The following is a 12508-nucleotide window of genomic DNA, read 5'->3' as shown; positions in this document are numbered from 1 at the left end:
CTTGAAATATATGAGAAACCTAAATCTATGTGCCTTATTCCTGTTATTGGGAATGAATTGTTTGAATGCACAGATTACTGTGGTGAAGGACAGCAAGCCTGTTTCCCGTATCCTGGTGGAAAAGGGAGAAGCGGTGGATAATCAGGCGGCCCTTTTATTACAGGATTTTGTGAAACGGATAAGCGGTGCCTCCCTGCCCGTAGTGAATGATAAATCGCCCCGGAAAGGAGATATCGTCATAGGTGGGAACGATGTATCCGGACTGACCGAAGATGGTTTTCGTCTGAAGACAGAGAATGGCATTGTTTTTATCAGCAGTGGTGGTGATAAAGGGAATATCTATGGTGTAGTAACTTTGTTGGAAGATTATCTGGGAGTTGCTTATTATGGAGCAAACGCCTATACGTTAACAGAACGTTCTACTGTCGTTATTCCGGAATTGGACAGGGCGGAGAATCCGGCTTTCCGTTACCGCCAAAGCCAGTGTTACGCTTTGCGTGAAGACCCGGTTTATAAATTATGGTTCCGCTTCGAAGAGCCTTCGGAAGTATTTGCCGGTGGCATGTGGGTACATACATTCGACCGTATCATGCCCTCCGATATATATGGAAAGTCTCATCCGGAATATTATTCCTTTATCAATGGTGAACGCCGTCCCGGAAAAGCCAGCCAATGGTGTCTGACTAATCCGGAAGTATTTGAACTGGCCTCGCAGAAGATTGATTCCATATTTAAGGCGAACCCAGGGAAGAATATGATTTCCGTCAGCCAGAACGACGGTAATTTTACTAACTGCGGTTGTCCGGACTGTAAAGCATTGGATGAACAGGAGGGAGGCCCTTCCGGCAGTCTGATTCATTTTCTGAATAAGTTGGCTGCCCGCTTCCCGGACAAAGAGTTTTCCACGCTGGCTTATCTGTATACGATGCATCCGCCTAAGCATGTGAAGCCATTGCCGAATGTGAATATCATGCTGTGCGATATCGATTGCGACCGTGAAGTTCCTTTGACCGACAATGCTTCCGGGCAGGATTTCATGAAAGCAATGAAAGGCTGGGCTGCTATCAGTAATAATATATTCGTGTGGGATTACGGGATCAATTTTGATAATTATGTATCCCCATTTCCCAATTTTCCGATCCTGCAAAAGAATATCCAATTGTTTAAAGAACATCATGCAACCATGCATTTCTCCCAGATAGGAGGTTCCAAAGGAGGTGATTTCCCGGAGATGCGTGCTTATATGGTTAGTAAGTTGATGTGGAATCCTTACCAGAATGTCGATTCGCTGATGCGTGCTTTCATGGATGGCTATTATGGGGCCGCCTCTCCTTATATTTATCAGTATGAGAAGCTGTTGGAGGGTGGTTTGCTTGCTAGTAAACAGCGTCTTTGGATATACGACTCACCGGTTACACATAAAGACGGTATGCTGAATGCGAATTGCCGCAAGCGCTATAATGAGTTGTTCGATCAGGCGGAACAGGCAGTAGCCGGTGATCCCATCCTGTTGAAACGTGTACGGCTATCCCGTTTGCCGTTACAATATGCCGGACTTGAAATAGCACGCGCCGAAGGAAATCACGATTTGAAAGAAGTCAAAGCCGACCTGGCTCTATTTGAAGAACGTACGCGCGAATTTAATATACCGACCCTGAACGAACGAAGTAATCCTCCGGCTGAATATTGCAAATTATATACCGAACGTTATCTGCCTGGTAAAGCAAAGAACTTGGCAAAAGGTGCGAAAGTGATCTGGCTTCAAGAGCCGTCCGGTAAATATAAAACGTTGGGAGAAACCGCCCTGACCGATGAACTGTTCGGTGGAACTACTTTTGTGGAAAGTTGGATCGGATGGGAGGGCATTGACGGTTCGTTTATTCTCGATCTGGGTAAAGAGACACCGGTCAGCTCGATAGAAAGTGATTTCCTTCACCAGTTGGGTGCCTGGATATTGCTTCCGAAGAAAGTGACCTATTCCACGTCGTCGGATAATAAAACCTATCAACCGTTTGGTGAAAAGAGTTTGGCGGAAGACCGTTCCGTACAGGTGAAGTTTGTGGGAGTCAAGTGTGAAGCCCCTTCTCCCGTGACAACCCGTTATATAAAGGTCGAGATTGAAGGAATCAAGACCTGTCCTTCCTGGCATTATGGGGTAGGTTATCCGGCTTGGTTTTTCTTGGATGAAGTAACTGTTCAATAGGAAAAGACGGTCGGAATTGTGTGAAATAACTTTTTTTGTATGTGGTTTGTATAAGTATATGCTGAATAACAACTACTTTTGCAGTTCGCCCGGAAATGAAAGCCGGAAGAAGATAAAAGAGTAGTTGTTTTTCAGGAATATACGGTATATCGATGAGTTATTTTATAAAGTTGAGGAATTGGTTCACTTCCCAGGAACATTTGTTGTTCTTGTTTGCGTTGTTGTTTATCGTTCCTAATTGTGTGTTGTTCTTTACGGAGCCCTTACCTGTCACAGTGGGAGTTGCATCTTTGATATTGCCTTATGCCTTTTGGGTCGGTCTGCTTTTGTTGGCACGCAAACCGGGTATTGTCGTCTGGTGCCTGCTACCGAAAGTTATATTGGACGGGGGACAGCTTGTGTTGCTTTATCTTTTTGGCGAATCGGTGATTGCGGTAGATATGTTTCTGAACCTGACCAGTTCGACCGCATCTGAAGCCAGCGAATTACTTGGTAATATATTTCTTGTCATTATAGGTGTCTTCTTCTTTTATACATTGCCAACTCTGCTGCTGGCTGTCTGGTCTGTCCGGATGAAAAAGAAGCTGACAAACTCTTTCCGAAAAAGATGGGCGGTAAGAAGTCTGGGTGTGTTTATACTGGGGATCATTCTTTGCATGCTGGCTCCGATACAAGGCCATATGGTTTCACTGAAAAATGATTTTTATCCGGGAAATGCGCTTTACAACCTTTATTTTGCAATCAATAAAGCGGAAAAAAACAGTAATTATCATATTACATCATCCGATTTTACCTTCCATGCGACAAAGAACGTGCAGACGGAAGGAAAACGTGAAATTTATGTATTGGTGGTGGGAGAGACGTCTCGTGCGATGGAATGGAGTTTGTATGGCTATGAACGTAAAACGACTCCCCGGATGGAGAAACTGGATGGGTTGGTTCATTTTACCGATGTGGTTACCCAATCCAATAATACTCATAAGAGTGTGCCTATCATTCTGTCTGCCGCCAGTGCCGAAGATTATGGGGTGATTTATGATGAGAAAAGTATTGTGACTGCTTTTAAGGAAGCCGGTTTTCATACGGTTGTAATTGCGAACCAGAATCTGAGCACGTCGATGATCGGTTCGTTTTACCGGGAAGCGGATACATTTATAGATATGAGCCAGTTTAAACCGAAGTCTGCTTATCTGACATCTTTGCATGACGGTGAATTGCTCCCTTATTTGCAGAAAGAAGTGGATAAGACGGATGGTAATTTGTTTTTTGTGATTCATACTTATGGTTCGCATTTTAACTATCATGAACGTTATCCGAAAGATTTTGCATTTTATACCCCGGATAAAGCGGAAGGAATCCGTGCCTCTTATAAGAAGCAACTGCGTAATTCTTATGATAATTCGATACATTATACCGATTATGTGCTAGGTGAGATTGCGGATATGATGAAAAAAACGGACGCTTGCGTGTCGATGCTTTATCTGAGCGATCACGGGGAAGATATTTTTGACGATGCCCGTGCCCGTTATTTGCATGCGTCTCCAATTCCGACCTATTATCAGTTACATATACCTTATATTATTTGGTTCTCGGATGCTTACCGGGCTACTTATCCGGGGAAATACCAGACGACAATGGCTCATCAGGCTCTCCCGGTCAGCACGAATAGTGTGTTCCATACCGTATTGGACCTGGCAGGAATACATACGGCAGTTTCCGATTCTACCCTGGCTGTTTCCAATCCGGCTTTTACGGTGCGCGACCGCATGTACCTCGGAGATCATGACGAACCGGTTCCTTTCTGGAAAGTCGGATTGAAGAATGCCGACTTCGAGATGTTGGACAAATGGGGAATTGTTTACGACAAAGATTGATATTTTGATAGAAACTTCTACCTTTGTTTTATGGCAGAACAAAGTGGACACATCACTCTTAAGGTTATTTTAGGTTATCTGTTGTTGGTTGCAATAGCAGTATGTTCTGTCGTATATATTTATCAAATCATCGAACAGGTTGCCGGTGAGGAAGAACCGGACAGTAAAGCCCGTCAGAAAGTTTATCTCGTAACCAATACATTGTCTTTGCTTTATGAAAGCGAGGCGTTGGGGCAATTGGTCGGTATGCCACAGAATAATGTGAATCATTTTAACCGGACGCTGAATAAGGCTCACAGCAATATGGACTCCCTGCGTGTCCTGATAACCGACTCCGTTCAGTTGCTAAAGATCGATACGATCGATATGCTTTTGAGGCAGAAACGACTGAATACCCGCCGTCTGCTTGAAACCTGGAAAGAAACGAATACGGAGCATCTTTATACGATTAATATCGAAAAGGTGATTGCCGAACAAGATACGTTTATCGAACAGAAGGAAATAAAAGAACATGTTGTAGTCAAGCAGGATACGATTCTTTCTCAAAAGAAACCCCGCGGCTTTTTCCGTCGTTTGGCAGATGCTTTCTCACCCAGCCGTGAAGACACGAGCATCATTGTCAATACGACCCGCCAGATAGTGACAGACACTTTGGTGAATGTATTCAATCCGGCGGATACCATCGCCAGTGTGTTGAAAAACTTGCAGGACAGTGTTGCAGGGCAGCGTAAATTGCTGGCTGACCAGTTGCTGGAACGTGCTGCCAATCTGCGTTATAATAATAGTATAGTTACCCGTAAGATTAACCAGATTTTGCGTGATATCGAGGAGGAGGAAGTGAATGCTTCGCTGGAACGTATGCAGAACAAACAGAAGATTCTGCGTGAGACTTCCTTGCTGATTGCCGGCATTGCTATTGTTTCTGTTGTTATCGTGATTATTTTTATCTTCATGATCACCCGTGATATTTCGAAAAGTAAATATTACAGAATGCAGTTGGAAAAGGCGAAACAATATGCCGAAGACCTGTTGCATAGCCGTGAGAAGATGATGCTGACAATCAGTCATGACATCAGGGCTCCGCTTTCGTCGATCATCGGGTATATAGACCTTTTGCTACGGAGGCATCCGGATGAAAGGCAACAATATTACCTGGATAATATGTCTGGTTCGGCCAGCCATATCTTGTCTTTGGTCAATGACTTGTTGGATTTTCACCGTCTTGAATCCGGAAAAATGGAGATACAGCGGGTGGCTTTCAGTGTATCGGCTCTATTCAATGAGATATTTACCAGTTTCAGACCGATAGCCGAATCGAAAGATCTGACTTTTGTCTTGAATCTGAAAGAAGAAGGAACGGAAAAGTTATATATCGGTGATCCGATTCGTATTCGTCAGATAGTGGGGAATTTATTGTCGAATGCCCTTAAATTTACCCGTGAAGGACGGGTTGTCATGGTGGTGTCTATCAATGCTCTGGCAGACAACAGTGCACTGCTGAATGTGTTGGTGAGCGATTCCGGTCCGGGTATTCCGCCGGAAGAACAGGAACGTATATTCGGTGAATTTACCCGTCTTTCCGCAACTGAAAAGGCGGAAGGGTTTGGGCTGGGCCTATCCATAACCCGGAAGATGACGGTTTTGATGGGAGGAAACCTCTCTTTAAAGAGTGTCGTGGGGCAAGGTTGTGATTTCACAATAGAACTGCCGCTTACAGTAGCCGATGTGCAGGTGCTTCCCGCGGCGGAAGAGGAAGCCGTGTCTGAACCGGAGTTACCATCTTTTGTTGGTCGCGATGTATACTGTCTCTTGGTCGATGACGATCCGCTGCAACTCGCTCTTACGGAAGAATATTTGCGACAGAACCATGTGGAGGTGAGTAGCTGTACTGATCCCTTCTCTGTTGTTGCTTTGTTGCAGAAGACCTCTTTCGATGCTGTCATTACGGATATACAGATGCCGGGAATGGATGGTTATCAATTACTGGAAAGCATACGTAATTCCGGTATTCCGGGAACAGAGAATCTTCCGGTTATAGCCCTTTCTGCTAGCGTGGAGAACGAGCATGACCATTATCTGGAATCCGGCTTCACAGGATTTTTGAATAAGCCTTTTACGGCCCGGCAGTTGATTACTCTGTTAAATAAACTTTTATCAACAGAACTGCTTGTTACCTCTGATTTCAACTTTGATTCGTTGACAGCCTTTGCCGGTGAGGACAAGGAAGCCTCCGTATCCATCCTGAAAACATTTGTGGAAGAGACAACCAAAAGCAATGCCTTACTCGAAGGTACATTGCAGGATGACGACCGGGAACAATCTGCAAAGATATCTCATAAAATGGTGCCGTTGTTTACCATGCTCGGCGCTACCTCATTGGTGGAGAAACTGAGAGTTATCGAAAAGAATGCCACCACTTTACCTGTGGAGGAATGGAAATCGCTGCTTTCGGAAGTAATCGCAGAAGTGAAAAAAATCATTGAACAGGCAATGACCGTTTCTAAGTAAACGGTTGTGGGATAATTCTGTGGAATATCTTTGTGGAATTTTTCCCCAGTTGGGTATCTGTTTTCCCCGTTTTTTGTCTTTATCTCTCCGTTGTCTAAAACATTTTATCTTTCTTTTCTGTTAAGTAGTAAGAGTTTATGATACATACGAAGACCTTTTGCAGATTCTGGCACGGTATTCGCTTTCATATTTACAGAATCGTAAGTGGACGTTTCTACATTTAAACCGTTTAAAACAAAGAAAGATTATTTCTGAGTATTCTATTTAAGTCTGCGAAACAAAAAAGGCATCTGTTGGGGATGCTTTTTTTGTTTGGTGTAAGTTTGTTTGTTAACTTTGCGTCCATTATTAAAAAAGACCAATAGTTATACCATGAAGCACGAAATGCCACTCAAGTCGGCACGCATTGAAGTTGTCGACGCCCTAAGAGGTTTTGCCGTTATGGCGATTATGTTTTTGCATAATATCGAACATTTTAATTTCTATGAGTTTCCCGAAGCGACTACCGAGTTTATGAAGTCGTTGAACGAAGGTGTTTGGGATACGTTGTTTTTTCTCTTTGGTGGGAAAGCGTATGCTATCTTTTCCCTGCTGTTCGGATTTAGTTTCTTCATACAATATAATAACCAGGCTAAGAAAGGGAAAGACTTCCGTCTGCGTTTCCTGTGGCGGTTATTCCTGCTGTTCCTGATCGGATGTTTTAATGGTGCATTCTTCCCTGGTGATATCCTGGTGTTGTATGCGATAGTAGGTGTCATCCTGCCCCTGGTTTGCAAATGGAGCGATAAAGCTGTGTTGATAACGGCTATTGTCCTGATGCTTCAGCCTATAGAATGGGCAAAGTTCCTTTATGCGATGAACAATCCCGACTATGTGGCTGCTCCGGGACAATGGCTGGTGCATCATAGAAATATGTATCCCTTCCTGGGACAGACGGACTTCTGGGCGATGGTGAAGTCGAACCTGTGGGACGGACAGCTTTTCAGCCTGTTATGGGGTTGGGGACATGGCCGTTTCTTCCAGACCGCTTCCCTATTCCTGATCGGTATGTTGATAGGACGCCGGCAATTCTTTGTCGATCTGTCTGGTCACCGGAAGTTCTGGCTTCGTACGCTCCTGATCAGTGCTGTTTGCTTTATTCCTCTGTATTATTTTACGGAGGCTTTGCCCGATCTGTTTACAAATAAGAGTATGTTATCTCCGCTCAATACGATTTTCTCCTCTTTCCGTAATTTCGCATTCATGTGTGTACTGGTGGCTGTCTTTGTTTTTCTTTGGCAACAGGTTTCGGGACACAAAGTGTTGCATGGACTGGTACCCTATGGAAAAATGAGTCTGACTAACTATCTGAGCCAGTCTATTATAGGTTCATTTATCTATTTCGGTTATGGTTTGTCGCTGTATAGCGAATTAGGAGTTGCCGCCAGTTTCGGGGTGGGTATCGTGCTGTTTATCCTTCAGCTGGGCTTCTGCCATTGGTGGTTAAAGAATCATAAACAGGGACCGTTCGAAGGGGCCTGGCGCAAAGCAACCTGGATTTGTTCCTGATTTATTCCTAAAATATATATCTTTGCGTAAGGATTTAATATAATTAAGTATGCTATCAGTTCTTATTGTTGAAGATGATATAACTTTTTCTTTAATGCTCACAACCTGGTTAGGAAAGAAAGGTTTTGAGGTAAAAGCACTTAGCTCGGTTTCGGATGCAAAACGCCAGATTGAGAGTGTCAGCTACGACCTGATCTTGTCGGATTTACGTTTACCGGACGGTGACGGGATCGACTTGTTGAAGTGGGTGAAGGAAAAATATGCCTCTTTGCCTTTGATCATGATGACTAGTTATGCGGAGATACAGACCGCCGTGCAGGCCATCAAGCTGGGAGCATCCGATTATATTGCCAAACCCCTGAATCCGGAAGAGTTGCTGAGTAAGATCCGTGAGGTGGTGAAAACGCCTGCGGTAGGACATACGTCGGCAAAGAAATCGCCGGAAGGGAATACTTATATTGAAGGACAGAGTCCTGCCGCCCGTCAGTTGTTCGACCACGTCCGCTTGGTTGCCCCGACGGATATGTCGGTACTGATCACCGGGGCGAGCGGGACGGGGAAGGAATATATAGCCCGCCGTATCCATGAGCAGAGTAACCGCAGTAAGGCTCCGTTTATTGCAGTCGACTGCGGGGCGATCCCCAAAGATCTGGCGGCATCCGAGTTTTTCGGCCATGTGAAAGGTTCGTTTACTGGGGCGATAGACAATAAGACCGGTGCTTTTGTGGCTGCTCACGGAGGAACGATTTTTCTGGATGAGATCGGTAACCTGACCTACGAAGTACAGGTACAACTTCTTCGTGCTTTGCAGGAACGTAAAGTGAAGCCGATCGGTACAAATGAAGAGATCGCTATCAATGTCCGGTTGATCTCTGCCACAAACGAGAATCTGCGGACTGCCATCGATAAAGGTGATTTCCGTGAAGATCTTTATCACCGTATCAATGAATTTACGGTTCGTATCCCGGATTTGAAAGAGCGGAAGGAAGACTTGTTGCTTTTCGCCAATAATTTCCTCGATCAGGCGAATGCCGAGCTCCAGAAAGATATTATCGGTTTTGATAACGAGACGATCCGTCTTTTCCAGTCTTATTCATGGCCGGGTAACCTGCGTCAGATGAAGAATGTCATCAAATATGCCACCCTTCTGGCCACCGGCCGGTATATCACCCGTCGTGAACTCCCCGAAGAACTGACGGAAGCCCCGGAAAAAGAGACTCGCATCCTCTTGAAAGACGAAACCCATGAATGCGAACTCATCAAACGTGCTCTCCAGGAATCCAATAACAACAAGACGCGTGCCGCCCAACTATTGGGAATCGACCGGAAAACGCTTTATAATAAACTGAAGCTTTATAATTTGGATTAGTTATACATTAATATATACCCATTCAAATAGGTTGCAAACAACAACCATATTACGTATGGTATGAAAAGTATTGAACTAGCTTTGTTTACTTGATAACTCTTCAATGTATAGTTGATAACGAAGATGTCGAGCAACAGGATGTTGATAAATCCGATAAGCGGGTTCTGGATATAAAAGAAACTGATGCTCCAGGTGAAATTGAAAAATAGCTGAAAGATAAATGCTTTGATGAAGAACCTTCTTCGTTCTATGGTCGAGTTGATAAGTAGTCCGATGGATAACCCCATGCATACATAAATAATACTCCACGCAATCGGGAAAACAATATTGGGCGGAGTAACCGCCGGTTTGATAAGGGTTGGATACCAGTTCTTTATTGCGTCAGCTTGAAAGTAGCTGGCGGAAAGCCCTACAAGGAAACAAACCAAGATAGGGATAATAATATTCAATGCTTTTCTCATGATTTTTCGTTTTTCTTATTGAATAACAATAGGAACTTCGCTCTTGTTGTCTGAAAGTAGAAAGTTTTTGTGATGTGTGATATGGGCGGGATATTGTATTGTGTTTTCTGCTGCTCCTGAAAATTAAAGGGTGAACTCTTTATTTTAAGTTAAAATATTCGCTGTTAATACTCTTTGGTGTAGTATTTTGTTTATTTTTGTGTTTCGAAGGATTTGTATAATCTTAGTCTCTTTGGAATATGAATATAGAAGTGTTATCCGGAATCGCCCGAGGCTATATGAATTAGTTGCTCCACTAGTTATGAGTTGCAGTGTTTTGCGGCAGAATAATAATTATCCTTTCAAAACATCAAAACATTATTTATGGTTTGTCGCTATGGAAAGAGACATGGTGATAGGGTTTATACCCGTTGAAATCAAAAGTACCTGTGTCGTTATTAATAACTATTATGTGAAAGGGGAGGACAACACGGTATTGGCATCCCTGATCAATGCTGTTTTGGTACATTTCAAAAATATTTCGGTTGTCCGGGCCGTTGCCCATACCCGGCATAAAGAGCTCTTTGCTTCAGCTCATTTTTTCGTAACTCAAGAATGGAAACTATATAATAAAATGGAGTATAGATGTGATGATGAGAGAGAAGCTCAATGTGTACGAAGCAGTACAAGTTCGGTTGGATAAGATATTTTCTGACTTCGATAACGTATACGTCTCTTTTTCCGGAGGTAAGGACAGTGGTGTTTTGCTGAATTTATGTATTGACTATATACGCGAACACCGCTTGAAACGGAAACTGGGAGTCTTTCACATGGACTATGAGGTGCAGTACCGGGAAACTACTTCCTATGTAGACCGCGTATTGTCTTCCAATTCCGATATCTTGGAGGTCTACCGGGTGTGCGTCCCTTTTAAGGTTCCTACATGTACTTCGATGTTCCAGAATTACTGGCGTCCGTGGGACAGGGAGTTGCAGGATTTATGGGTGAATAAGATGCCCGAAAACTCGCTTTGTATAGAGGACTTCCCATTTTATGATGAGAATATGTGGGATTACCAGTTTCAGTTAAAGTTTGCGGAATGGTTGCATGAAAAAAAGGATGCCGGACGCACCTGTTGCCTGATAGGGATACGGACACAGGAAAGTTTCAACAGATGGCGGGCTATCCATATAAAGAATAAAGTGCAGACTTACCGCCGGCTGAAATGGGTTCACCAGCTGGCACCACGTATATATAATGCTTATCCTATATTCGATTGGAAAACAAAAGATATATGGATTGCCAACGGCAGGTTCGGTTGGGATTACAATCACCTGTATGATTTGTTTTATCAGGCAGGAGTCCCGTTGGAAATGCAGAGAGTGGCAAGCCCTTTTATCTCCCAGGCCATAGCCAGCCTGAAACTATATCGAGCGATAGACCCGGATATGTGGGGGAAGATGATCGGGCGTGTCAACGGAGTCGGTTTTGCCGGGTTGTATGGCGGCACTTCCGCGCTGGGATGGCAGTCGGTCAAATTGCCGCAGGGAATGACCTGGAAGTCTTATATGGAATTTCTATTGGGAACTTTGCCGGAGAAGACACGGGAAGGGTATTTGCAGAAACTCTCCGTCAGCATAAAATTCTGGCGTGAGAAAGGTGGTTGCCTGGCGGAAGGTACTATCGAAAAACTAAAGCAGGCAGGAATTCCGATACGGGTTGAAGGCCGTACAAATTACAAGACGGTAAAGAAACCGGTTCGGATGGAATATCTGGATGATATCGATATTCCGGAATTCCGCGAACTCCCAACCTATAAGCGTGTCTGTATCTGCATATTGAAGAATGACTACTATTGTAAATATATGGGCTTCTCACTGAATATTCACGAGAGGAAACAAAAGGAAGACATATTAAAACTTTATAACTCTGAATTATATGGAGGAATATACTAGTCCTGTGTACAAGGTAAGGGCTGTCCCTGTGGAAAAGGTGGTAGCCAACAGCTATAACCCTAATGTCGTAGCGCCCCCGGAAATGAAATTGCTGGAAGTTTCTATCTGGGAAGACGGATTTACTTCCCCGTGTGTATGCTACTATGTTCCGGAGGAAGACATCTATGAACTGGTCGACGGCTACCACCGCTATATGGTGATGAAGACGTCAAAACGCATCTATGAGCGTGAACGCGGCTTGCTTCCCGTCACTGTCATCGAAAAAGATCTCTCCAACAGAATGGCTTCGACCATCCGTCATAACAGGGCACGTGGTACCCACAATATTGAACTAATGAGTCATATCGTCTCCGAGCTCTCCAAAAGCGGCATGTCGGATGCCTGGATACAACGTAATATCGGTATGGACAGAGATGAAATATTGCGTTTGAAACAAATATCAGGTTTGGCGGAATTATTCTCTAATAAGGAGTTTAGCTTGTCGGAAGAGTAATAGTTGTATGGGTTTAAGGCTTTTAGGATGATGGAATGGTGTTTATAGTAGAGTTTTTGCATATTTGATAATTACTATGTATCTTTGTCGCATGTTAAACAAACTATTTAAATCGGAT

At 43.8% G+C, this 12508-nt stretch carries 9 protein-coding genes; 8 read left to right on the top strand and 1 reads right to left on the bottom strand.

Annotation, left to right across the window (positions count from 1 at the left end):
* Nucleotides 1-10 precede the first annotated feature (10 nt).
* The 5 genes from C825_RS17015 to C825_RS16995 all read left to right on the top strand — a co-directional run bounded on the left by C825_RS17015 (nt 11) and on the right by C825_RS16995 (nt 9502).
* Nucleotides 11-2203 carry a glycoside hydrolase family 20 protein gene (locus tag C825_RS17015; RefSeq protein ID WP_010803379.1) on the top strand — a complete coding sequence of 731 codons (2193 nt, stop codon included), beginning with the start codon at nt 11-13 and terminating at the stop codon, nt 2201-2203.
* A gap of 152 nt (nt 2204-2355) precedes the next feature.
* Nucleotides 2356-4077: a phosphoethanolamine transferase family protein gene (locus C825_RS17010; RefSeq protein ID WP_010803378.1), complete on the top strand. Its 1722-nt coding sequence runs from the start codon at nt 2356-2358 to the stop codon at nt 4075-4077.
* A gap of 30 nt (nt 4078-4107) precedes the next feature.
* Nucleotides 4108-6585 (top strand): ATP-binding response regulator, encoded by a 2478-nt coding sequence (locus tag C825_RS17005; RefSeq protein ID WP_010803377.1) that lies wholly within the window; start codon nt 4108-4110, stop codon nt 6583-6585.
* A 372-nt stretch (nt 6586-6957) separates the two neighbouring features.
* Nucleotides 6958-8133: a DUF418 domain-containing protein gene (locus tag C825_RS17000; RefSeq protein ID WP_010803376.1), complete on the top strand. Its 1176-nt coding sequence runs from the start codon at nt 6958-6960 to the stop codon at nt 8131-8133.
* A gap of 49 nt (nt 8134-8182) precedes the next feature.
* Nucleotides 8183-9502: a sigma-54-dependent transcriptional regulator gene (locus tag C825_RS16995; RefSeq protein ID WP_010803375.1), complete on the top strand. Its 1320-nt coding sequence runs from the start codon at nt 8183-8185 to the stop codon at nt 9500-9502.
* Here C825_RS16995 and C825_RS16990 read toward each other — a convergent pair.
* Nucleotides 9499-9963, bottom strand: a complete 465-nt coding sequence (locus C825_RS16990) for a TspO/MBR family protein (protein ID WP_010803374.1) — start codon at nt 9961-9963, stop codon at nt 9499-9501. The two genes, C825_RS16995 and C825_RS16990, sit on opposite strands and share 4 nt — an antisense overlap.
* Nucleotides 9964-10339: 376 nt before the next feature.
* Between C825_RS16990 and C825_RS16985 the strand changes: the two genes are divergently transcribed.
* Genes C825_RS16985 through C825_RS16975 form a run of 3 tightly spaced genes read left to right on the top strand, consistent with a single transcriptional unit; the run spans nt 10340 to nt 12390 of the window.
* Nucleotides 10340-10645 (top strand): hypothetical protein, encoded by a 306-nt coding sequence (locus C825_RS16985; protein WP_228100163.1) that lies wholly within the window; start codon nt 10340-10342, stop codon nt 10643-10645.
* Nucleotides 10593-11897 carry a DUF3440 domain-containing protein gene (locus tag C825_RS16980; RefSeq protein WP_010803372.1) on the top strand — a complete coding sequence of 435 codons (1305 nt, stop codon included), beginning with the start codon at nt 10593-10595 and terminating at the stop codon, nt 11895-11897. The genes C825_RS16985 and C825_RS16980 overlap by 53 nt, the downstream gene beginning before the upstream one ends.
* Nucleotides 11881-12390 (top strand): IbrB-like domain-containing protein, encoded by a 510-nt coding sequence (locus C825_RS16975; RefSeq protein WP_010803371.1) that lies wholly within the window; start codon nt 11881-11883, stop codon nt 12388-12390. Before C825_RS16980 ends, C825_RS16975 begins: the two co-directional genes overlap by 17 nt.
* Nucleotides 12391-12508 lie beyond the last annotated feature (118 nt).

It is taken from the genome of Parabacteroides sp. ASF519, from assembly GCF_000364265.2.
Classification (GTDB): domain Bacteria; phylum Bacteroidota; class Bacteroidia; order Bacteroidales; family Tannerellaceae; genus Parabacteroides; species Parabacteroides goldsteinii.
Note: the sequence above shows the minus strand (reverse complement) of the source record. Positions and strands in the feature narration are given on the sequence as shown.

Coding starts and splice junctions, on each gene's coding strand:
- C825_RS16995 (WP_010803375.1), top strand. CDS start 8,183: ATGCTATCAGTTCTTATTGTTGAAGATGATATAACTTTTTCTTTAATG.
- C825_RS17010 (WP_010803378.1), top strand. CDS start 2,356: ATGAGTTATTTTATAAAGTTGAGGAATTGGTTCACTTCCCAGGAACAT.
- C825_RS16975 (WP_010803371.1), top strand. CDS start 11,881: ATGGAGGAATATACTAGTCCTGTGTACAAGGTAAGGGCTGTCCCTGTG.
- C825_RS16985 (WP_228100163.1), top strand. CDS start 10,340: ATGGAAAGAGACATGGTGATAGGGTTTATACCCGTTGAAATCAAAAGT.
- C825_RS16990 (WP_010803374.1), bottom strand. CDS start 9,963: ATGAGAAAAGCATTGAATATTATTATCCCTATCTTGGTTTGTTTCCTT.
- C825_RS17015 (WP_010803379.1), top strand. CDS start 11: ATGAGAAACCTAAATCTATGTGCCTTATTCCTGTTATTGGGAATGAAT.
- C825_RS17005 (WP_010803377.1), top strand. CDS start 4,108: ATGGCAGAACAAAGTGGACACATCACTCTTAAGGTTATTTTAGGTTAT.
- C825_RS16980 (WP_010803372.1), top strand. CDS start 10,593: ATGATGAGAGAGAAGCTCAATGTGTACGAAGCAGTACAAGTTCGGTTG.
- C825_RS17000 (WP_010803376.1), top strand. CDS start 6,958: ATGAAGCACGAAATGCCACTCAAGTCGGCACGCATTGAAGTTGTCGAC.